The sequence below is a fragment of the Bdellovibrio reynosensis genome, from assembly GCF_022814725.1.
GTDB lineage: Bacteria > Bdellovibrionota > Bdellovibrionia > Bdellovibrionales > Bdellovibrionaceae > Bdellovibrio > Bdellovibrio reynosensis.
Window position 1 is genome coordinate 3,157,415 of record NZ_CP093442.1, and the last position, 23,594, is coordinate 3,181,008.

The following is a 23,594-nucleotide window of genomic DNA, read 5'->3' on the forward strand; positions in this document are numbered from 1 at the left end:
TCAGAATATTTCTGATGTTTTCTTTAAAATATGCCGCTTTATTCCTGATCTTTTTTTCCAATATTACTTGGGCAGCGACGACCTTACCTAGGGGCTTAGACGATATAGACCGTATTCGCGCCTTACAGATTTTAGGCTTTGGCTCGGCTTCTAAGATTCTGAACAACCCTTATCCGCTAGGTGGGTATTCGGGGATCGAAGTGGGACTTTCTTCGGAATTTATCCCCATCGAAGATTTGGCCCGCTTAGGTACCAAAACCACGGACCGTGGAGAACTTAACTACTACACTCTGACTTTCGGTAAGGGCCTTTATTATAACGTTGATACTCATTTGTATTTCACTCCCTCTTTGCAGTCCGAAAAAGTTCAAGCCTTCGGGGGACAGCTTCGCTGGGGTTTTTATGAGGCTAAGTTTTTTCCTTTAAGTCTTACGGCCATTCTGTATACGGGTGGTGCGAACTTTTCTAACCTTATAAATATTTCGACCATCGGGACGGATCTAGTGGCAACGGTATCCATGGACAACGTCGCTATATATTTTGGCGGTGGCAGGGTTCGAGCTATCGGAAAATTTATCGGTGGCGCTGATGGAATCACAGACGATGCACAGACCGTCGAACAAGACGAAACTGAAAATCACACGGTGTTCGGTGTAAGCTTTGATATCGCTCGTTTCTTTGTGGCACTAGAGATTGATCGTTACTCAGATTCAATCTATTCCACCAAATTGGGCTTCCGTTTCTGACAAACAAAAGATGATTGTTATATTTCGAATTACAAAGTTTTCCCTAGTGTAAGGGTGGGTTGTCGAAAGACAATCCATCTTAACAAAATCCTGAAAATCATTGTTATCGCCTCTGCATGATCCAAAATAGATACGCCTTAGCGGTCTAGGGAGGCTTTATGTTGGACTTTTCTGTTCTAAATTCATCGTTTGCCAATCCAACGTGGATCTCTGTGATTTACGCGTTTTTACTAAGTTTCATCTTAGGAACGGTATTGGCGATGCTTTACGTGAAGACGTTTCGGGGATTGTCTTATTCAATCAATTTTCTTCATGGCTTAGTTTTACTTCCCATTGTGATTGCCATCGCGATGCAGGCCATTGGCGACAATGTGGCGCGCGGCATAGGTATGATTGGTGCGCTTTCGCTTCTTCGATTTAGAACCAACGTAAAAGATCCAAGGGACATGTTCTTTATCTTTGCTTCCTTAGCGGTGGGCCTTGCTAGCGGAGTGAACGCTTATGGTGTGGCTATTTTGGGAACAGCTTGTTTTGTTTTGGCTTTGCTTGTTCTAAACGGCTCTTCATTCGCATCGGGGCCTCAATTTGATGGACTTTTGCGCTTTAATCTAGAGCGGTCTCCGGATCATCAACGCGCGATTGAATCTGTTTTAGAAAACAAATGCCGCCACTTTGCCTTAGCGACTATTCGTGAAATGGGACAGGGGGAGCGTTTGGATTTTTCGTACCAAGTCCGTTTGAAACCCCAGGCTAATTCCGCGCAGTTGATCGAAGAGCTTGGAAAAGTGCACACAGTTCGCGGTTTGAATTTCATGAACCAAGAATCAGTGATTGAGGTGTAAAAAAATGAAAACCCTCAAAAGCTTGATTCATTCTTTCTTTTTTGACGTCGTTGGTGCTGACAACAAGTTTTTATTTTTCTTTTGGAGTGGCGCCGTTATTGCGGTCCTAAGCCTGGGCTTATATTTAGGCACAGAACCGGTCAGTATACTGGGGGTAGCCGAATCCCGGGAATATCAGGTGAACTTTAGCAATCCTGTGGAAATTAAAAGAGTTCACGTCCAACAAAACCAAGTTGTTAAAAAAGGCGATTTGCTAATTGAGCTCAGTCAGGCGGACCTTGATATGCAACTGCGGGTTTTAAAATCCCGCATGGACCGTTTATTAGCAGAATATAAACTGCGCCAAGAAATTTCCTTACTGACAAAAGATGTGACCCGTTTGCCGGCGGGTTCGGACCCCTTGCAAGTCGACATCATCGATACGAAACGAGAAATTGAAGTTATTGAGCGGCGCATGCGCAATCTTTTTGTTTTTGCTGAGGTTGAAGGATCCGTCGGTACTGTGAATTTTAAAGATGGCGAAAAGGCCCCTTCCTTTGCCACGCTGTTGACCTTAGTTCCATTGAATCCAAGCTATGTGAACGGTTATGTGAATGAAAACCTGCAATCTATGGTAGAAGTTGGGCAAACGGTTAATGTGTATTCAAGTTCGGGCCTGACAGTTCAAGGCAAGGTCACTAGCGTAGGTGCTCGCATCGTTCCCATCCCAGAGCGGTTGTTGCGTATTCAGACTTTGCCTGCTTGGGGTCGTGAAGTCGTCGTTAAGATTCCAGATGAAAATAAGTTTCTTTTAGGTGAAAAAGTCACTGTTCGTAAATCTTGGGGAATTTCTTTATTTAGTACCGCCCAAGCTGAAGCTGATACCGGGATCGAGATTCAGCATAAACCAGTTCAAGATATTACTTTTCCGCCAAGTGTTCGTGAAGAATTCATTCCAGAAATTTCGGGGGTTGCTTATCTGCCAGAAATTCATCAGTTTGCACTGGTATCTGATGATTACCCGGGGGATGTGCCACATCTGTTGTTAATGAACTCCCGCGGGGAAGTGACGGAACAAATGTTGCCAATCTTGAACTTGGATAAAATGGAGGACATTGAATCTATTTCTCAACAAGGTTCTGATATTTACCTTCTTTCAAGTCTTTCAGGGACTAAGAAAAATAAACTGAAGAAAACCAGACAACTTTTTGTGAAGGTTCAACGAAGTGGTTTGACGTTCACAGCCGAAAGAAAAATCGATCTGCGCTTGGCCCTTTTGGAAGCGTCGAAGAAATCAAAAGATGTTGTTCTAAATAAACTTTACGCCGCTGCCCAAGGGACCCAAGAAAGCGATCTAGAGGTAGAAGGCCATGCGGTAAAAGGCAATGAGCTGTTCTTGTTGTTGAAACGCCCCCAATTTTCGAATAACGAAGGTGTGATTCTAAAGATCAAAAATCTTGAAGACCTTTTAGAGACGGGAAAGATTGCTAACGGCGATCTTTCTGTGGCGGTTCAGTTTACCGCATCGGCGGGAACTGATCATAGCGGTGCGTACCACTCTGACATGATCTTTGCTGAAGATACCATTTTTATTTCAAGTTCTTGCCGCGAAGAAAAGTGCAGTGCCATCTGGAGGTTAAAGCCGGGTGAAACAAAAGCAGAACTGGTTGAAGAATTTAAAACCAAAGGTCTTGAAGGTCTGACGATTTATCCGCCGACGGGGGAGCTTTTTGGTGTGTTTGATCAAAAAAAGGGAAGCAAATTTATTTCCCTAGCGATGCCGGATTCTTTGAGGGTGGAATGAGTTTTTTGTGCTTGATCCTTTTTTGCGCCTCTGTGGCTGAAGCAGTCACTCCTGACCAAGTATTAAAATCTGCTTGGACAGAAAAAACCTATATGGCTTTAGATGAGGTGCAATCAACGAGCTCTAAAAACCCGTTTAAAGCGGTGGAAGTTTCTTTTACAGATGAACGGGAAGATTCTAAAAGCTCTTTTGAAACGGAAGTGAAGTTTCAGTTTAAATCCTACCCTGAATGGAAAATCGGCAACGGCCATGAAAATCAAAAGAACTTATTAAAGGCTTCAAGTCTTGGTTGGGCCTTGAAGAATCGTTACAGTGTGATTTTGCAGTATGAACTGAATCGCCGGAAATTAGAGAGGGTCGCAGAGGCGCTGCGATTATCCGATGGCTACCTTAAAGCTCAGAACCTTTCTTTACGCGCAGGCAAAGCGACGTCTAAAAACTATCTTAGCGCCCAAAATGAGCTTTATAAATTGAAACGCTATCAAAGCGGATTGCAGCAGGAACAGAGTCAGCTAGAGAAAAAACTTAAAACCTGGGTGAAGGAAACTGATTCTTCCGGACTGACCTCTTATAACTTAGTGAGCGTTGAAGAGATTGGCCAAGTGTTACAAACCAATCCCACGGAATCAGAATCCTTATCTAAAAAGCTGTCAGACCAAGAAATTAAGTTGATGAGCGAAGAGCTTGCCATCGTCAAGGGCCGCGAACGGCAGTGGGTGAAAAGTTTTGACGTCGCCCATGTAAGCAAAGACGAAGAAGATCAGTATAAAATTGGTGTGACTTTTCAAATTCCAACCCTGGGCCACGACGTTTTAGCGAAACAAAAGCAAAACGATCTGCTTTTAAAGCGCGCTTTAAAACAGAAAGAAGCGGAAGAAGCAGGCGATCAGCTGCAAAATCTGAAGGTGCAGATCTTAAACTTGATTGAGCTTTATAAAAACGAAAGCAAATTATCCGAGCTGAAGGTGGGGAGTTTAGACCCCCTTGCTAACATCGAACGAAAAATCGCGATGGAACAAGAGCAAATTGATCTTTTGAATAAGCATCAAGAAATCTGTTATCTCTATTTAGACTATCTATTGGAAAGCGAACTTTTAGTTAAAAATCCTGAAAAGAATTATTTAGAAAAATCACTGCAGGCGGCTTTATGAGCATTCAAGTTTCGCCGTTAAATCTTGAAAGATACGAACTGAAGTATTTGATTTCTCCGGATATGGTCGAGCCGATTTCAAAATACGTCGAAGCCTACTGTAAAATGGATTATTTTTCTGAGATCGCGCCGGATAAGTGCTACAAAATCAATAGTCTTTATTTAGATTCACCGTCGCTTTATATTTTACGTTCTAAGGAAACCGCGGAAGCCTTTCATTTTAATATGCGGGTTCGTTCCTATGGAGAAGGTCTAAAGCCGCCTTATTTTTTTGAAATTAAATACAAGCTGCGCGAGTTCGTGCGTAAAAAGAGGGCTAAGGTCACGTGTGAAAACTGGCAAGACATTTTGGAGTATGGACTTATTCCTGAAAATCTAGAGGGAATGTCCGTCGACAACCTGGAAGAGTTTTTGTTTATGAAAATGACCTACAACGTGGGGCCCGTTATTTTAACTCAGTATAAGCGTAAGGCCTATTTGTCAGAGGTGGATGATTATGCCCGGGTGACGTTTGATATGTCTTTAAGATACCAGGAAATGTTTGAATGGAACGTGAAACCCGATGATAAGATGATGTGCAACTACGACCATCCTGATATCTTTGAAGAGCCTGGGAAAAATGTGGTTTTAGAGTTGAAATGCGAAAAGAAAATTCCATACTGGATCGTGGACTTAATTAGGAAGTTTCAATTGCAGCGGGGGTCCTTTTCTAAGTTTGGGAACTCTATGCTGACTCACTATACGATTCCGGAGGTTATGGCCGCCGGGACTTTGTATAGATAAAAAGGGAGCTTGAAAGCTCCCTTTTTTCGTTTTAACAGCTTGGTGCTGGGGCCGCCGCACCTGGTACGTAAAGTTCAAGGTCGACATCAAAGCGCAATTGATTGGCCTGACACTTTGTTTTCAGGATCTGTTTTGCTTCCGCTGCATTTCTTTGCAGATGTCTAAATTCTGACGGTGAAAACAAAAGCTCTTTAACAAAATAGTCTTGTCCCGCAGGGGTTGAAAGAGCTTGTTCAAAAGCCATAAACTTTTTGTAGGTGTGGAAGCTCATATGGCGAATTTGCTCTAAAACTTTATATTTTTTCATCATATTGGTTTTAGTAACACCGCAGTCGTTATCTTTAAGTAGCATTTCTTTTACTAGCGCTGCTTTCTTGCCGGCCATGGCTGATGTTTCTTGTTCAGGAACCTGAATCACATCGTTCACCCATTTAGCGTCTGATTTTTGTCTTACAACTTTTTTTGCAACGGGATCGATGTAATACCAGAAGAACTTATAGTGGATATTTCCGATACGGTCTTGCTGGTTTAAAAGTGTATCCATCAAAATCATGTCAGAAACGTCTTTCAGTTGCAGAGCTGTTTGCGCCACTTGGGCAAAATCAGTCGTCCCAACCATTTGGCTTACGGATGCGGAGCTAATAAGACGTTTAAAAGGATCTTGATTCATAAAGCGCTCGTAACGAGTGTCGTACTTTCCGACACCACTTACATCCACATACTGTTCTTCATTTTTAGGATTGTCGCTTAAGGCTCCATAGAACTGGGTCGCTTGCGCATCAACTACGGCTGGAAAGAAGCGGGGGCTTTGGTGTACTTCTAAAACTTTTTCCCACGAAGCTAAGATGGGATTGTTGGTGCCTTGTAAAGTATTGATGGCTTTATCAGTCAGTCTTTTATGAATAGTGATATCCATGGTTCTGATAACTGCTGGGGGAACCCGCCCGGCATTTCCAAATATTCTTGAAAGATGATAATAGGCAAGAATCGCAGGAGTGTAAGAGCAAGTGATACTTTGCTTAAACTTCGCTTCTGTTTTCACGCCCATTTTTTTGACATCGCAATTAGAGGCATCAATCTGCTGTTTCGTGTATTGGGCATTGGGTTCAAGCAAAAGAATAGCAGGATTCGTCGAGTTGTATTTAGGACAAACACCCATGTTGGTATAGAAATCATAACCACATAAGGTGCCTTCTTTTTTTTGATCTTCAGTTCTGTAGTCTGCTCCTGGCCATTTTTTTCCGATCACGCATAATTCTGTTAAATTGCGCGGTGATTTAAATTCTTTGCGTGATTCACCTTCGAAGTTCCCTAAGGAAATCGCCATGGCGAACGAACTAATAAGAGTCATAGAGCTTAAGACTGAAACGGCACATAGATTCATGATATTCCCCCTTCAAGCTTCCTATTAGAAAAAGAAACTTATATGAAGACAACCTCAGCGAAATTCCCTATGTGGACTGAAATAAAATGTGCGGAATTTTTGTAAAATGAAAAGACATAAATCCAGTTGATAAACGGCTTTCACTCGCATTTGACAGTTATGAGTCTAGAAGTCTTGTGTAGAGCTGCAGACGAAAGCACAATCAACGGATGCTTAATCAGAAACTATCAAACTTAAAAAGCGTAGTAGTCCTGTTATTAACCTCACAGTTGCTTGCCTGTGCCGATGCAACGATCACAAACTTAGGTTTGGATTCAGGCAACTCTAACCAAGGTATCTCGTTAGATCCTCCTGTAGCTGGTTTCAATCTTGAAGCGGAAGTGCATAAATATAAAACCCGCTACACCCTAGAAACCTTAAATGAAAAAGTAACTGATAACCGTGGTGGCGGCAGTGGCGATCTTTACGGCACTCGTAATTTCAGGGTGGTTTTGCATGGCGTGCTTTACAGAGGCGGTGCTAATAATACCTATTTAGATGTCGGAGCCCGCAGTAACACAAATCCACTGCCAACAGTGGGTTTAACAAATCTTTGTAAAGAGGATTTTTCGACGGCGATTTATCTTTATTCAGAAAACTTTGAAAAAGCCCCGAAGGCAGTAAGCTGTAAAAATACGTCCCATCAAGATCAAAAGCTCAGTTACAAACAATACGCAGCTTATGGTGAAAACGAAAAAATTCTGCGCATGATCTATGAACGAATCAAAGGACGCTTGGATGGACCGATCTATGCTCACTGTTGGAATGGATGGCATTCTTCGGGCTTGATTTCCGGAATGGCGCTTAAGCAATTCTGTGGTTGGAGTGATGCAAAAGCCGATGCCTATTGGGTGCAAAACACCGACGGTAATTCTAGTGGCTTTACAACGATTCGTAATAGGTTAAAGGCGTTTAAACCGTTAGTGAAGTATTCCATCACTAGAGCTGAACGAGATGTGATTTGTCCGTAGCAATTACTTCAAAAGTCCGGCTATTGCTGGGCTTTTTCGATGATCTTGGTGGTGGACTTTCCGTCGACGAACTGCAAGCTCATCACTTTACCACCGTAAGACATAACAAAAGGGGCGCCTACGATCTGATCGATTTTCCAGTCGCCGCCTTTTACTAAAATATCAGGACGAACTTTTTCAATAAGACTCGCTGGAGTATCTTCGGTGAAGATCACGGTAAATTGAACAGCTCCCAAAGCAGCTAGAATTTCCGCTCTGTCGCTTTCATTCTGCACAGGTCTGGTTGGACCTTTTAAACGCTTCACGCTGGCATCTGAATTCACGCCAACAACCAAGACATCGCCTAAAGAGTGAGCCTCTTGCAGGTATCTAACGTGACCTACGTGAAGTAGATCAAAGCAGCCATTTGTGAAAACGATTTTTTTGCCTTGGGCGCGAAGAGGGGCAAGTGTGGATTCGATAGTATCAGATGTTTTAACTTGCCCCATGGGAATTAAGCTTTCTTATAAAGACGGGCCCCACTGATGGTTCCCGCGATGTCTTGACCTAAGATAGCTGAAAGAACCGGTAACACAATAAATCCGGTTACAATCACGACCAAAGATCTTGCTACGACTTTCAAAGAATAAGAGGCCTTGTTTAATTCTTCAGGCTTACCAATTCTTTGATCAAAAGCCCACTCGCCCGGAGTGCAGCCGATGTACATGCGATTCAGCGTTAGATAGATGAAAGTCACCATCGCAAACATAGCTGCTGTTGAAAGGTAGATCATACCTTGAGCGTCAGGGTTTGAAAGGTTGCCGATCAAATCAACTTTAGTAACTACCAAAAGAATGATCATGCAAAGCAAGCTTGCTGCTACCACCAACATGGTATCTAGCATTGCTGCAGAGAAACTCCATGTCGTGGGTTTGAATTCAGTTTTAGCTTTTGCTTGAGAAGGCTTTTCAGAAACACCTTTGTCGAAATCCAAACGGCGGTTCTTTTGCAGTGTCTTTAAGATTTCATCAACCGCTGCCGTTCCGTCTCCACCAACTTCAGTCAAACCACCCGGAGTTGCGGGAAGTTGAGTGTTACGGTTTTTGCGTGGAAGTGGAGAACGTAAAGGATCTGTTTCCTCAATTAGTTCTAAACCCTGATCTTTAAGAATAGGTGTGCTTTGTTTTTCAGGAGCAGGAGTTTTCTTTTTGTGGAAACCCAAACCATCCGTGAGGGGCTTAAATTCAAACTCTTCAAAGGGATCCATTCCTTGTCCTTTCTAACTTTGAACCTAGGCCGAAGCCGAGGTATCAACACATCAGATCAAAGTCGTATTTTAGGACGGAGACCAGGACCATGCAAGCCGTTTCAACTCGCAAAACTTGAGGCCCCAGGGTGACTGGATGAAGGCCTAGTTTGGTCAGTTCTTCGACTTCTTTGTGCGAAAAACCGCCTTCGCTGCCGACTATAACCCAAATATCTTTGATCCCTTGAGGGAACTGCCCACGAATTGTGCTGACGTATTCTTTGATGCTTAGAGTCGATGAACCCTCATAAGCAAATAGACCCACGTGCCCTTCGTTTGGGTTAATCAAGGTTGATAGCTTATCAAAGGTAATGGCCGGGTGGATTTTCATCAAATCGCCGCGACCGGTTTGTTGGGTTGCAGAGCGAACGATCTTATCCCAGCGTTCAGTTTTGTTAGCGGAAATCTTTTCGTCTTTTCGAACGAAACTGAATTCAGAAAAGAACGGCTGAATGCTTTTTACTCCCATCTCTACAGCTTTTTCCATGATGGAATCCATCACCGGGAAGCGAGAAATGGAAAGGGCCAAATGCAAATGGGGGGTTTTCAGTGCGGGAATTGTGCGTTCTTCTAAAATTCGCGCTGTCGCAGATTTTTTAGTTACTTGAGTCACTTCAACGAAGAAAGCCTTGCTGTCTTCAGTTAGCACTTCGAATTTTGAACCGACATCTTGGCGACAGACATCAAAGATGTGATGAAACACATCGCCCGTGAAATTCACCTGATCTTGGAAAAGGTCTTTCTTTTCGATCCAATATCTTCTCATAGTTCTGCTCTAATCTGCTTTTGATTGAACCCAGTAACCAACCCATTCGTCTTTTTCAAGACGGCGAATCACTGTAAGGCCAGAGCCTTCGATGAATTTTTCAAAGAAGTGATTGTCACGCTCCTCTAAAATTCCAGTTAGAAGCATGTGACCGCCGGGTCTTAGAACCTTCATCAGGTCTTTTTTGATATTGATCAAGACACCATCGATGATATTGGCAACAACCACATCGTATTGTTGGCGCATGTCTTCGATTTGCGTTTCAGGAACGTCGATGTCGTTAAGCTTGTTCAATTTTACGTTATCGCGAGCTACGCGACGAGCTTCAGGATCGATTTCGATTCCTGTTACTAAGCCGAAGCCGCTCATTTGCGCAAGCATTGCTAAGATGGCAGTTCCAGTGCCCACATCAAGTAAAGCCCAGTCAGCGATTTGCTTTGGATATTTCTCTGCAAGTTTATGAATGAAGAAAGCCATCATTTGCGTTGTGGCGTGGGTACCAGTACCGAATGCCATGCCTGGATCGATATAGATGGCGTGTTTGCATTCTGGTGGGGGAGTCAGCCATGACGGAACAACCCAGAAGTCGCCAACAAGTTTGAAAGGTTTAAAGCCTTTTTTCCACTCTGCTAACCAGTCTTTGTTTTCTTCTTCGTTGATGGTCCAACGGATTTGGGCATCAAGGTTTTTAAGACCATCGAAAAATTCTTGCGACGGAGTTTCTTGAAAGAAAACATCCATTTCGTGGCTGCGCACATGCAAGATCGTGGGATCGTAAGTAAGATCTGGCTGGGTAAAATGAAGAGCCTCGGTGACTCCCGAAGCTCCAGATTCGAAACAGTGTGTGGTAATGATGTCTTCAAGGTCGGCTGGGACCTGGCTTAAACGAACGCGGAAATAAGAATTATCACTCATGCTGAGTGTTGTTACTCGAAACCGCCGTTTTTTCAAGTGATTCCATAGTCTTCGCATCTGCGCTTGCTACGGGTGTGGGCTTTAAAGCTTCTGTTGCGTGGCTGTTTGCAGATTCTACAGGGTTTGCCACGGTGACGGGGATTTCGGTGGGTGCAACTGCTGTCGGAGTAGGCAGGGGAGCAGCGGTTGCAGGTGCTGCCGCTGAACTAGTTGGTGCTGTAGCCTGAGGATTGGTTACTGTTGAGTTGGTTGAGGCGGTAGCCGTTGTTGTCGCCGTTGAACCCGATGCAACCATCGGTGCGGTTAGGAAAGCGGCATCAGATACTGAATCCGAAACGGGCCTTGTCACCATCGCAACTGTAGTAGTCAAAGTTCCAATCTCAACTTCAGCGACTTTCTTTTTATATTTTGGTTTTGAAGTGTCGATGAAGGCACCTTGCAGGTCGATGCGATCGCCACTCATGATGCCGGTTTGTTCAAGCATTGGAAGTTCGTCTCTTGAAAGCAGAGTGAACTCTCGCGCAACTGCAACTCGATCATAAACCGCAATGATTTTTAGCTGGCCGACAGGGACTAATATTTCCCCAACTGCACTTGCTCCGCTGGCATCGCGAATATTTATTTTGCGAACTGCGGTAACGACGAGATTCTTTTTAAGGCCTGAGCCTGGTCCCGCATTAATGTAAAAATCTTTATAAACCGGATCGTCTTCAGCCAAAGTAATATTTCTGCGCACATCAACAACCGTGATGTCTGCAGCGCTTGCGGCTTGATGGAACAACCCTATGAATAGAGTGAAAAGTAAAATCATTTGAGAAACCCTTCCATGGTTATCTTCAAAGTTCTAGTGGATCAGTCTCTCTATCGGGATTCTCATTATGAAACTAAAGGGCGGGCCGCTGAAAAGCAGCCTGCTGACTGCGTTGTCGGACCTTGGGCTGCTCTCCGCCGTAGCGCTGCTACGCCTCCGTTGCGCCCAAGGTCCTCCGCCTTGCATCTGACTACTTTTGAGCGGCCCTTGGTCTGGGGTAGGTGGAGAGGGGAGATCTGGGAATAGATAGATAGATAGATAGATAGATAGATAGATAGATAGATATGGGTTCCATCGCAATAAAAAGAGATGAAACCGAATTCGAGAGGAAAGAATAAAAAAGAATGAAAAGAAATAAACATAAACAAAGAAAGTGAAAGAGAAAAGCGGAACGCAGACGTAGAACGAAAGCAGACGAGAAGAAAAAGAAGAGAAGAGAAGAAAAAGAAGAGAAGGAAAGGAAAGGAAAGGAAAGGAAAGGAAAGGAAAGGAAAGGAAAGGAAAGGAAAGGAAAGGAAAGGAAAGGAAAGGAAAGGAAAGGTAGAAAAGGAAAGGAAAGGTAGAAAAGGAAAGGAAAGGTAGAAAAGGAAAGGAAAGGTAGAAAAGGAAAGGAAAGGTAGAAATGGGAAAGAAAAGGAAGACAAGGAAGAAAAGGAAGAAAGGAAGAAAAGGAGGAAAAGGAGGAAAAGGAAAGGTAGAAAAGGGAAAGAAAAGGAAGAAAAGGAAGAAAGGAAGAAAAGGAAGAAAGGAAGAAAGGAAGAAAAGGAAGAAAAGGAGGAAAAGGAAAGAAAAAAAGAACATAGAACAATGAACATAGAACAAAGAATAAAAACGAAAGAGATAATGAAACAATGAAACAATGAAACAATGAAACAAGAAAATAGGTTCGCTATTAAAGAGTTTATCTATCAATCCGCTACTCCCATCTGATTCTGCTTCGCTAGTAGATGCCGATTTACTTCCGCATCGGTTGCTCATCTTGTCATGTCCGAATTGTCATGTGTGATTTAGTTGACGAGATTTTCTTTGCTTTAACATTCGTTGTGTTTGGCGATATTCCAGCAAAATAAAAAAATCGAATCACACGCACCGATCTCATTCTATAAAGCAGTTTTAGAGCTTTAATGGCATTTTAAAGAATGGATCGAACAGTCTAAGAAATTACGATTAAAAACCCGTGATATATCTTTCTCATTCAAAGGAGAAAGTATGAATCCACTATCGCATTTATCGAATAATGAATTAGAAGCTCGTTTGAAAGATTTGGTGCAGAAGGAGCGCAAACTTTTGCATGTGATCTTGGAACACATTCGGGAAGTGGATTCGCGTAAGCTTTACCTTGGAAAGGCTTATTCTTCTATCTACGAATATCTGACTAAGGAGCTTCATTACTCAGGTTCGGCTGCTATGCGTAGACTTGAGGCGGCGCGACTTCTCCGCGATGTTCCTCAAGTTGCTGAGCGCATTCAGGAAGGATCATTAAACCTTTCTCAAATCGGTGAGCTTTCCCGTGCTATCAAAGAAAAAGAAAAGATCAGTGGCGAAAAGGTCATGTCATTCCAAAAGCACGAACTGATTGAGATGGTATCTGGTAAAACGACTCAGGAAACTCAGCATGAACTTTCAAGGAAGCTTAATCTGCCAATTAAGGAAATCGATTCACGAAGAGTGCAAAAAGATGAATCTGTTAGATTGGAATTAACATTATCCAAAGAGCAATACGAAAAGCTCATGCAATGCAAAGATTTAGCTGCGCATATGCTTTTGCAGGGGAATGGTTCGGTATCTATCCCTGAAGTTATCGAATTCTTAGCAAATCAGTATTTGGATGATAAATTTAAGAAACCAAAAGAAATCTCTAAGACTAATTTAGTTCCTCAAGCTGAATTAATTATAGATGGCGAACAGAATGAACAGTCGAAGCTGATCGCATCAAATAAAACTAGTCAAAGTATTGTTAGAGCTGCGGCAGCCAAATCCAGCAAGGCGCAAACACATTCCAAGTCTGCAATACTTACTACCGATGCGGTGGTGGAAAGGAAATCGGTGACGCCAAAAATGCGTCGTTTGATTTTCGAGCGAGACAGATGTTGTCAGTATGTGGATTTAAAGACAGGGAAGAAGTGTGGAAGTTCATTTGCTTTGCAGGTCGACCATAGATCTTCGAAATGGGCTGGCGGGGGCAATAGTTTACAGAATCTTCAGTTGCTTTGTTCTCAGCATAATCGTGGAAAATATAGAGCGGAAATTGGAGTTAGGTTTAAGTAAGGAAGCTTATAAGAGTCTATTTTGCGGATGAATTGTTCTTCCTTTTTTGGGTTAATAGTTAGTTAGTTAGTTAGATGGATAGATAGATAGATAGATAGATAGATAGATAGATAGATAGATAGATAGATAGATAGATAGATAGATAGTTGGTTAGTTAGATAGATAGATAGATAGATAGTTGGTTAGTTAGATAGCTAATAGATAGATGGGTTATGCTTGCTTGCTTGCTTGCTTGCTTGATTGATTGATTGATTGATTGATTGATTGATTGATTGATTGATTGATTTGTTACCGGGAATGCAATCGCTGCATTTGATGCCGCAGTCAAACGACCTTGAGCATCCACCGTGAAGGTACCAACTGCTGTCGTTGAACCATATACTGCTGGAGTTACCGCCGTGTTTGCTAATGAAATTGTTCCAGTTGAAGTAATCGGTCCGCCGCTTAATCCAGTGCCAGTTGCGATGTTAGTAACGGTACCACCAGCATTACTGTCAGCTGCTGGAGCCCACTTAGTTCCGTCAAATTTAAGAACGTTCCCTGAAGCTAAACCCGTTGTATCAACTGCAACACCCTTAATTTTATCAACTACCGAAGCGCCAATCGTTCCGCTTACATCACCCGCTAATGAAACGTTGATTGCCTGACATTGAAAAGATCCTGAAACAGAATTCCAATATGGCGTCTGATGTGCAGCACAGTTAGCGCTGCCAACAGCTGTATTAAATGCAGAAGTTGTCTGAAAAGTAGCAAGAGTAGCACTAAGACTTGAAACATCACCAATGGCCACAGCTGAACTGAGCCAGTCAGTGCCGTTGTACTTTAGGAAATGCCCAGAAGTTGGAGCTACTGCTGATACAGCCACGCCTTGAAGCTTTGCAACTGAAGGGTTTGGATAAGTTCCACTTAAATCACCAGCAGCAGAACCTGTTGGTGTGCGCGCATCAGTAAAACGAGAGTCGTTACCTGCAGCCACTGTGTTTGCAGCCGTACCAACATTCAAAGTCAAAGCAGGTGTCGAGGTTCCATTCGCTACAGAAAGATAAGCATTAGCGGAAGTTACATTCGTAACGGTACCACCAGAAGCTCCAGTTACCGGAGCACACACTAAAGCAGTTCCGTTGAAACTTAAAAACTCAGAAGCAGTACACGTTGGAACACCAGTTTTTAAAACAAAATCATTTTCCGTTTTAGTACCCAAGCGCTCTGCTGAATTAGCATAAGCTGCAAAAGGTACCGTGCGGATTTCATTAGACGGAGAAATAACTTTCCAACCTACGCCATCATGAAACTGCACTTTCAACAAACGCACATCGCCTGCGACAGATGTATAAGTCGCACCGCCGACGCAATCATGGGTATCAGAGTTATTAAAAGCATCTAACAAAGTATAAAAAGGATCCGCAGGGAAAAGCTTAGTGCCTGAACCAATTGGTACATCAAATACCCCAGAAGAGTTCACCATGTTGATACCGTCTTTTTGTTCACGGTAAATAACGCAAGTGCCGTTGGGATTAGTAATTTCAAAAATAAAACTGACGTTGTTGTACTCTAATGGCGTTCCATCAGATTTGATAATTCGACCTTGATAAGTGAATGTCTTTGGTGAAGCTTCAACAAAGGTAAAGCCAAGTAATATCATCACAATTGAGAGAATAGACGTGCAGTTTCTCATGTGTATCTTATCGGCTTATTGCGGTAAGTTCCCCAGAGTAAAAAATCAAAACACTTAGGATTTTAAATTAATTTTTTATTGGCCGTCGTCTCAGTTTGAGATTTATTTATGCGAAGCTGGACTTCTTTTCAGCAGTTCCTCGTTCTGACGACGAAGATCCTCGTTCTGCTCGATAAGTTTAGTCATCTTAGATTCTAAACTTTCCATCTTAGATTGCATCTGCTCAAGCTTTTGATCTTGTGCCAAATACTTAGCGTAAAGTTCTTTAATCGCATTAATCACTGGAGCAATCAAACCAGGATAGTTTACAGTCTTAAAACCATCTTTGTCAGTGTTCACAGCTTCAGGGAATTGTTGTTCCACTTCTTGCGCGATGACCCCTAAATCAACTTTTTGATCTTTTTTGTTTTTCCAGCGGTAGTTATAACCATTTAGTTGCGAAATTTTGTTCAATGAATCTGGAATCAGACTAATATCTTTTTTCCAGCGTATATCTGAAGACACGTTAAATGAAGCCGCATAAGTAGGTAAGTACAAGCCTGAAGAGGCAGTACCGAAAACTACTTTCGTTGTGGTTAAGCTGGCGTTGTTACCATTGTGGTAACCACCGATATATACAGCAGCCGTGTCCCACCCAGGGTATAGACCAATAAGGTGAGCCATCGACGAAGCATTCTGTCCTGTGTAGACTAAATCACCCGTGGACTTAAGTTTGATTTCACCCTGACTGTTTGTGGCGTCTACCAGAAAATCAGTACCTACTGCGGAAGTTGAAATTGTCGTCAGACCGCCGGTACTCATTTTAAATGGGGATGTGGAAACAGTACCACCCATACCAGAAGGTGCCGTCCAATAAGAGACGCGGAAGTTATTGCTATCATCCTGATCTCCATGGATGCGCCAAGCTCCGGTTGGGTTTGAACTCCAGATATCACCATCAGAAGTGGTGCCAGTCGTATGAACGATAAAATTCGTGAAACTAGAGCTATTTACAACTAATTTACCAAGAGGAGCTGTTGTACCAATACCCACGTTACCATCTGCCTGGATTCTCATGTGCTCAGTGATGGCAGCATTATTCATGAAGCTACCGAAACGCAAGTTTTCACCGGCATCGTCACCCCAATAGATAAGTCCGTCACCATCGTTAGTCGTCGCAGAAGAATTGTCGCGATCCCAAATCGCCATACCAACGACGTCGCTCGCAGAACCCATCACGGTAATTCCTCTTAGACCAGTGTTAACACTTAAAGCCGTATTCAGATAGTCGTCAGCGCTAACACTCAGTTTACTTTGCGGCGTCGTAGTGTTGATACCAAAGTTACCACCAGAGGTGACCGTAGCACGCGTCGAATTATTAGTTTTAAATCCTAAGCTGAATGCATCGGTAGTGCCTAACGTAACGGCCGCTCCTAAAGTATTGCCACCATTAGTGAACAAACTCGACGAAGCATACGTAGTGCAACCCATGATGCCTGTGCCATCAAACGTAATTAATTGACCAGTTGCGCAGGTAAATGGAATCAGCGTGGCACCAGTGCCATCAGAAGCGACCAAGCGATTGGCAGTGATTGAAGTAACACCCGTACCACCTTTAGCTACAGGAACAGCAGAAGGGAAGTTCGCTGGATCAGCACTGATTGTACCCGAAGAAACCGCAATACCGGCCCCCACTTGCACAGCACCTTTAGCTCCGGTAGTTGCATCACTAATGGAAATTGCTGGGGTCGTAGTTCCCGTAGCAACTACGATCGGTGCAGTACCAGTAACATTTGTCACGGTGCCATTCGTTGGGGTCACCCATTGCAAACCAGAAGATTGCCCAGAAGCGGCTGACAAAACCTGACCGTTAGAACCAACAGGCAACCGAATATCGTTCGTACCGTCGTTAACAACAATATCGCCTTTAGTAGTTAACGGAGATAAACCATTGAATGCAGCAACAGCTGATGTCTGACCTGTACCACCATTAGTAATCGGCAAAGTCCCAGTGACGTCAGCAGTCGCTAACCCGATCGCAGCGCCGCTGCTGGCTGCAGTCAAACGACCTTGAGCATCGACTGTGATAGAAGCGCGAGTATAAGAGCCTGCAGTCACAGCAGTGTTCGCTAAAGAAATAGTACCAGTTGAAGTAATAGTACCACCGCTTAAACCCGTACCAGTGGCAACGCTAGTGACCGTGCCGCCAGAGTTGGTGTCTGTATCATTCGCGCACTCCCAACGAGAATTCGCATTCACCCACTTCATCACTTGATTATCCGAACAAGCGACGTTGTTGGGTCTGTAAGTTAAATATTTGGAAGCAGCACTGTTGATATCTCCATAATCCAAAGTGACAGCACCAGTTTTAGTAGCAACAGAAGTTACCGGAAAGGCGATGGCAGCATTAGAAGCCGCAGTCAAACGACCTTGAGCGTCCACTGTGAAAGTGCCAACTGCCGTCGTTGATCCATATACGGCGGGAGTCACTGCTGTGTTTGCTAAGGAAATAGTACCCGTTGTGGTAATAGGACCACCCGTCAAACCAGTGCCAGTGGCTATGTTAGTAACAGTTCCAGAATTGTTATCAGAAGCTGGAGCCCACTTCGTTCCATCGTATTTAAGAATCTGACCAGCAGCTAAACCACTTGTATCAACCGTAACACCTTTAATCTTATCAACAACCGAAGCCCCAATAGTTCCACTTACGTCACCAGCTAAAGAAACGTTGATCGCCTGACATTGGAAGGAACCAGAAACAGAATTCCAATAGGGCGTTTGGTGAGCCGCACAGTTTCCGCTTCCAACAGCTGCATTAAATGCCGCAGTCGTGTGGTAAGTCGCAAGAGTAGCACTTAGATTTGTTACGTCAGACATTGCAATCGCTGCACCTAACCACTGCGAACCATCGTACTTAAAGAATTGCCCAGTGGATGGGGCAGCACTAGCTATAGCGATGGTTTGAATCTTCGCAACGGTTGGATTTGGATAGGTTCCGGATAAATCTCCACCTGCAGCACCTGTCGGTGTTCTTGAATCTGTAAAGCGTGAGTCATTACCCGCAGCGACTGTATTTGCCCCTGTACCAACATTCAAAGTTAAAGCAGGAGTCGAAGTACCGTTTGCCACAGAAAGATAAGCATTAGCAGAAGTGACGTTGGTAACAGTCCCGCCTGAAGCCCCAGTAACAGGAGCACAAACTAACGCTGTACCATTGAAACTTAAAAACTCCGAAGCACCACAAGCAGGAACTCCAGATTTCAAAACGAAGTCATCTTCAGTTCGTGTGCCAAGTTTTTGTGATGAAAGAGCGTAAGCCGAAAAAGGAACAGAACGAATTTCATTGGCTGGAGAAATAACTTTCCATCCAGTGCCGTCATGAAACTGAACTTTTAATAGACGGGTGTCGCCGGCAGCAGGCGTATAAGTAGCACCGCCCGAACAATTTTGCACAGGTGTGTTGTTAAAAGCATCTAATAAACTAAAAAGAGGATCCGCCGGAAATAACTTTGTACCTGAACCAATTGGAACATCAAAAATCCCTTTAGAGTTTTGCATGTTCACGCCATCGCGCTGTTCACGATAGATCACGCAGTTGCCATTTGGACTTGTGATTTCAAAAAGAAAACTTACGTTGTTGTATTCTAAAGCTTCGCCATCAGTTTTGATGATGCGGCCTTGATAAGTAAATGAACTTGGCGAAGCTTGCACTGAGCTTGAAAATAAAACCATTAGAAATGAGATCATGTACGTACAGCTTCTCATATCCAACTTATCGGAATATTTAGACAAATATTTAGGGGAGTGAACTTGAGCGAAGACCTGCAGTCTTATCTTGAGACGCAGATCTTGGCTTTAGGATTGATCTCACAAACAGCAGAGCGCAACTCTTCGTTTTGTTTGGAAAGCGCATCCACCTTGTTTTCAAGCTGTGCGTTCTCAGACTTCAATGAAGCAATTTCGCGGTCGTGTTTTTGATCGTTACTTAATACAAAAGTATAGAGCTCTTTTATCGCATTGATGATCGGAGCCACTAAGTTTTGGTAAGCAACGGACTTAATACCTTTATCATCGGTCTTAACAGCTTCAGGGAATACCGCTTCAACTTGTTGAGCGATAAGACCCATCTGCAGTTCTTTTTCTTTCTTGGAATCTTTCCAGTGATAAGTCACACCATCAACAGAAGAGATCTTTCTTAAGGCATCAGGAATAGTCTGAATATCTTTTTTCAAACGACGGTCCGAGTTCTGAGTCAAAGTTCCTGTTAAGGTCGCAGCACCGCTACTGTTAATAGTGAATTCCGGTGTAGTGTCTGTACCAGCACTAAACTGGATAGATTGGGTTCCGCCACCATTGGTCCAGATGCGCGCAATCTGGGAATTGTCGTAGTTATTAAATACGATGTCTCCAGCGTCGGTAGTTGTGCTAGAAGATGCGTGAAGAATGAAGTTAGCACCACCGTCAATCTGGGCGCTACCATTTACAGTTAACGTAGTTCCAGGTGCCGTCGTTCCCGTACCAATACCAACTCTACCACCCCAAGGTTGCAAAACTAAATTGCGATAAGTCGCCCCATCGCCGACCATGAGGCCCCAAAGATCTTCTGCCAACCAACCAGTACCCATGTAGTCTGCGTTAGCAGAAGCGGAACTTCTAAATTGTGCCGCACCACCAGCTCCGAGGTTAGTGAATGTGCTGCCGGTCAGTACATCAAACTTAGAATTGGTTGTAGTCGTTCCGATACCCACATCACCTGCACCAGTGACGGTAAGGCGAGGACTGTCTGATGTGATCAAATGAACGGGGTTAGCACTTCCAGTACCGATGCCAAAATTCGCAACGGGAGACCCAGTGTAAGTTCTTAGCACTGCTGAATCTGCTTTAGGAATTGAGCTTGCGCCCCAGTTACCAGTTGCACCAGTTCCATAGACCGCTAACTGAACGCCGGCTGCGTCACTTTCCACATCCACAGCAGCCATAGCATTGTCTGCTGTGCTGGCATTTTTTAATAAGATAGCAGTGTCAGCTGCTTGGTCTTTTTGAATATTTAAAAGTTTACCAGGATTCGTAATACCAATACCAACATTTCCAGTAGAACCGGCAATCGTCATCCACGGAGTCGATGAAAATGCAGGACCGAAGCGAAGGTCTTTCGCACTATTGACAGAAGAATCAAGGCCCGACTGCAGATAGTTGGCGTTAGCATCCGTAGTTAATCGAATTGTACCTTGAGCAGCACCACTTGGTGACAAGATAATATTTGAACTTGTCGCGGAATTTGAACCAAACTGAGCATCACCTTTTACATCTAGAACTTTTGTTGGCGTCGTCGTATTAATACCTACATAACCTGCGTTCGTGATGATCATTCGATCTTCAGGCACCCAACCGTTATTTGAATTAAAACTCATGAAGCGTAAGTTATCTGCAGCATCGTCACCGAAATAAAGAGCTAAGTCTTTACGATTTGAACCGTAATCAACCAATGCAAGACCGCCAGCATCACTATCAGCGTTCAAGTGAACACCGATGTCGGTTGTAGTACTCATATTAGTTGTAGGAGTTGGTGGAGTCGGTTGTAAGAAGATACCTCCACCAACGCTTAGTTTGTGCGGCGCTGAAGAGTTGCTAATTCCTACGTTACCCGAGCCCTTGACTGTGATACGCGTAAGGCTGTTTGTTTTAATCGACAGATCATAGTTGTCATTATTTCCTAAAGAGGATGAAGCACCAAAACTATTACCACCATTTACAAAAACGCCAGCTGTAGTGAGCGAAGAACATCCCATAATGCCAGAAGCATCAAACGTGATAATCTGACCCACAGGACAATTGAAATAGGTTAAAGCAGTGCCAGTTCCGTTAGACGCCAGCAATCTGTTAGCAGTAAACGAAGTAACACCAGTACCACCCTTTGTAACCGGAACAGCAGAAGGGAAGTTTGCTGGATCCGCACTGATAGTTCCAGATGTCACGGCAATACCAGCACCCACTTGAACAGCACCTTTGGTTGATGCTGTTGCATCATCAATTGAAATGGCAGGAGTCGTAGTGCCTGTAGCTACCACGATCGGAGCAGTCCCAGTAACACTAGTTACTGTTCCATTAGTCGGAGTTATCCACTGAAGGCCCGAAGCTTGCGCAGAGTTCGCAGATAAAACCTGACCATTTGTTCCCACCGGTAAACGAATGTTATTAGTTCCATCACGAGTGACTAAATCACCCTTCGTCGTTAACGGAGAAAGCGCATTAAACGCCGCAGTCGCAGTTGTTTGACCAGTGCCACCATTTGCAATAGGTAAAGTTCCAGTCACATCTGCGGTTAAACTGATCGCAGCACCATTGCTTGCAGCAGTTAAACGCCCTTGAGCGTCTACTGTGATTGAAGCGCGGGTGTAAGAGCCTGCAGTCACAGCCGTGTTAGCTAAAGAAATAGTGCCAGTAGTGGAAATCGGGCCACCACTTAGACCTGTGCCCGTAGCGATACTTGTAACAGTACCACCAGAAGAAGTATCCGTATCCGAAGCACACTCCCAACGAGAGTTTGCAGTAACCCACTTCATAACTTGTCCATCAGTACAAGCCACGTTGTTAGGTCTGTAAGTAAAATATTTAGAAGCAGCATTGCCAATATCGCCCACATCCAAAGTCACAGCGCCAGTCTTGGTTGCAACCGAAGTCACAGGGAAAGCGATCGCCGCATTTGATGCCGCCGTCAAGCGACCTTGAGCATCAACTGTGAAGGTAGCGACTGCTGTCGTTGAGCCGTATACGGCTGGGGTGACCGCTGTATTCGCAAGTGAAATAGTTCCTGTCGAAGTAATTGGTCCACCACTTAGACCTGTTCCAGTTGCGATGTTTGTTACTGTACCGCCAGCATTGATATCATTTGCTGGCGCCCACTTCGTGCCATCATATTTAAGAACTTGGCCAGAAGTTAAACCAGTTGTATCTACAGCAACGCCTTTAATCTTATCAACAACTGACGCACCAATGGTACCACTCACATCACCAGCGATAGAAACGTTGATCGCCTGACATTGAAAAGATCCAGAAACAGAATTCCAATAAGGAGTTTGGTGAGCGGCACAGTTCGCACTTCCAACCGCAGAGTTAAATGCAGCCGTAGTTTGGTAAGTAGCTAAAGTAGCACTCAGATTTGTAACATCTGACATCGCAATAGCTGAACCAATCCAGTTTGTACCATTGTATTTAAAGAACTGACCATTTGTTGGAGCCACGGCAGAAACCGCGATCGTCTGAATTTTTGCAACAGATGGATTAGGATAAGTACCGCTCAGATCTCCACCCGCTGTTCCCATCGGAACGCGTGCATCTGTAAAGCGAGCATCGTTACCAGCAGCTACGGTACCAGCGCTAGTGCCCACTGAAATACCAATCACAGGGATTGAAGTCGTTCCACCTTTAGTAAGGGGGGCAGTCACGTTAACATCCGAAACCATTCCCGCGCCACCCGCATCGTTTTGGCAGGCAAAAGTAGTTCCGTCATAAGTTAAATATTGTCCAGTTGCACAAGTGGTAACACCAGATTTCAAAACGAAGTCAGCTAAAGGATGAGTACCTAAAGTATCTGCATCAGCTGCTTTTTTTGCAGTCTCAGCAGAAGAAGAATAAGCAGCAAACGGTACTGAACGAATTTCATTGTCAGGGCTGATCAACTTCCAACCCGTACCATCGTGGAATTGCACGCGCAATAAACGCGTATGACTAGCAGAAGGGGTGTAAGTACTAGCAACATTGTTATCGGCATCACCACAATCTTGAACAGCAGAGTTATCAAAGGCACTTAACAAAGTAGCAGTCGGTGACGGAGGGAAAAGTTTTGTTCCTGTACCAATTGGAACATCAAACACACCTTTGCTATTGGCCATGTTGATGCCATTTTTTTGTTCACGATAAATGACGCAAGAACCATTAGGGCTTGTGATCTCAAAAAGAAAACTAACGTTGTTATGCTCTAAAGGTGTGCCGTCTGATTTTACGATTCGACCCTGATAGGTCAGAGAGTTGGGCGCAGCAAATGTTTGCGGCGCAAATATTAGAAGTAAAATTGAGAGCATAGACGTGCAATTTCTCATGTTAATTTTATCGGCAAAAACATGAGTTTTATGGAGTCTAACTAAGCAAACTCTTTAGAAAAGTAAGAAAATCGTCTCAGAATGAAACGAGTTAACTA

At 43.8% G+C, this 23,594-nt stretch carries 16 protein-coding genes and 1 pseudogene; 8 read left to right on the forward strand and 9 right to left on the reverse strand.

Annotated features, from left to right (window positions below):
• Positions 1–14 precede the first annotated feature (14 nt).
• From MNR06_RS14855 to MNR06_RS14875, 5 genes are all read left to right on the forward strand, one after another.
• Positions 15–746: a hypothetical protein gene (locus tag MNR06_RS14855; RefSeq protein ID WP_243537194.1), complete on the forward strand. Its 732-nt coding sequence runs from the start codon at positions 15–17 to the stop codon at positions 744–746.
• A gap of 158 nt (positions 747–904) precedes the next feature.
• The gene (locus MNR06_RS14860) at positions 905–1,588 is read left to right on the forward strand and encodes a DUF4956 domain-containing protein (protein WP_243537195.1); all 684 of its coding nucleotides are present in this window, start codon (positions 905–907) and stop codon (positions 1,586–1,588) included.
• 4 nt (positions 1,589–1,592) lie between these two features.
• Positions 1,593–3,371 carry an HlyD family secretion protein gene (locus tag MNR06_RS14865; RefSeq protein WP_243537196.1) on the forward strand — a complete coding sequence of 593 codons (1,779 nt, stop codon included), beginning with the start codon at positions 1,593–1,595 and terminating at the stop codon, positions 3,369–3,371.
• Complete coding sequence (locus MNR06_RS14870) at positions 3,368–4,522, forward strand: hypothetical protein (RefSeq protein WP_243537197.1); 1,155 nt, start codon at positions 3,368–3,370, stop codon at positions 4,520–4,522. The genes MNR06_RS14865 and MNR06_RS14870 overlap by 4 nt, the downstream gene beginning before the upstream one ends.
• Entirely contained in the window at positions 4,519–5,304 is a 786-nt protein-coding gene (locus MNR06_RS14875) for a polyphosphate polymerase domain-containing protein (protein ID WP_243537198.1), read from the forward strand. The genes MNR06_RS14870 and MNR06_RS14875 overlap by 4 nt, the downstream gene beginning before the upstream one ends.
• A 31-nt stretch (positions 5,305–5,335) precedes the next feature.
• Here MNR06_RS14875 and MNR06_RS14880 read toward each other — a convergent pair whose 3' ends face one another.
• Positions 5,336–6,688 (reverse strand): hypothetical protein, encoded by a 1,353-nt coding sequence (locus MNR06_RS14880; protein WP_243537199.1) that lies wholly within the window; start codon positions 6,686–6,688, stop codon positions 5,336–5,338.
• A gap of 209 nt (positions 6,689–6,897) precedes the next feature.
• On the opposite strand from MNR06_RS14880, the gene MNR06_RS14885 reads away from it, so the two are divergent.
• Positions 6,898–7,698: a hypothetical protein gene (locus MNR06_RS14885; protein ID WP_243537200.1), complete on the forward strand. Its 801-nt coding sequence runs from the start codon at positions 6,898–6,900 to the stop codon at positions 7,696–7,698.
• 20 nt (positions 7,699–7,718) lie between these two features.
• On the opposite strand, the gene rfaE2 is transcribed toward MNR06_RS14885, so the two are convergent.
• From rfaE2 to MNR06_RS14910, 5 genes are read right to left on the reverse strand one after another with little or no spacing between them, the layout of a single operon-like run.
• Positions 7,719–8,186 carry a D-glycero-beta-D-manno-heptose 1-phosphate adenylyltransferase gene (rfaE2, locus tag MNR06_RS14890; RefSeq protein WP_243537201.1) on the reverse strand — a complete coding sequence of 156 codons (468 nt, stop codon included), beginning with the start codon at positions 8,184–8,186 and terminating at the stop codon, positions 7,719–7,721.
• 5 nt (positions 8,187–8,191) lie between these two features.
• Positions 8,192–8,944 (reverse strand): RDD family protein, encoded by a 753-nt coding sequence (locus MNR06_RS14895; protein WP_243537202.1) that lies wholly within the window; start codon positions 8,942–8,944, stop codon positions 8,192–8,194.
• Between the two features lie 43 nt (positions 8,945–8,987).
• Positions 8,988–9,749, reverse strand: a complete 762-nt coding sequence (locus MNR06_RS14900) for an RsmE family RNA methyltransferase (RefSeq protein ID WP_243537204.1) — start codon at positions 9,747–9,749, stop codon at positions 8,988–8,990.
• Positions 9,750–9,758: 9 nt separating this feature from the next.
• Positions 9,759–10,664, reverse strand: coding sequence for a 50S ribosomal protein L11 methyltransferase (locus MNR06_RS14905; RefSeq protein WP_243537206.1), 906 nt, complete (start codon positions 10,662–10,664; stop codon positions 9,759–9,761).
• Complete coding sequence (locus MNR06_RS14910) at positions 10,657–11,475, reverse strand: hypothetical protein (RefSeq protein WP_243537208.1); 819 nt, start codon at positions 11,473–11,475, stop codon at positions 10,657–10,659. The genes MNR06_RS14905 and MNR06_RS14910 overlap by 8 nt, the downstream gene beginning before the upstream one ends.
• A 622-nt stretch (positions 11,476–12,097) precedes the next feature.
• Between MNR06_RS14910 and MNR06_RS14915 the strand changes: the two genes are divergently transcribed.
• Positions 12,098–12,286 carry a hypothetical protein gene (locus tag MNR06_RS14915; protein ID WP_243537209.1) on the forward strand — a complete coding sequence of 63 codons (189 nt, stop codon included), beginning with the start codon at positions 12,098–12,100 and terminating at the stop codon, positions 12,284–12,286.
• Between the two features lie 398 nt (positions 12,287–12,684).
• Positions 12,685–13,743: an HNH endonuclease gene (locus tag MNR06_RS14920; RefSeq protein ID WP_243537210.1), complete on the forward strand. Its 1,059-nt coding sequence runs from the start codon at positions 12,685–12,687 to the stop codon at positions 13,741–13,743.
• A gap of 286 nt (positions 13,744–14,029) precedes the next feature.
• Here MNR06_RS14920 and MNR06_RS14925 read toward each other — a convergent pair.
• The 3 genes and pseudogenes from MNR06_RS14925 to MNR06_RS14935 all read right to left on the reverse strand — a co-directional run.
• Positions 14,030–15,385 (reverse strand): annotated as a pseudogene (locus MNR06_RS14925) (tail fiber domain-containing protein); the annotation flags it as partial.
• A gap of 135 nt (positions 15,386–15,520) precedes the next feature.
• Entirely contained in the window at positions 15,521–19,162 is a 3,642-nt protein-coding gene (locus MNR06_RS14930) for a tail fiber domain-containing protein (RefSeq protein WP_243537211.1), read from the reverse strand.
• A gap of 65 nt (positions 19,163–19,227) precedes the next feature.
• Complete coding sequence (locus tag MNR06_RS14935; RefSeq protein ID WP_243537212.1) at positions 19,228–23,478, reverse strand: tail fiber domain-containing protein; 4,251 nt, start codon at positions 23,476–23,478, stop codon at positions 19,228–19,230.
• Between the last annotated feature and the right edge of the window lie 116 nt (positions 23,479–23,594).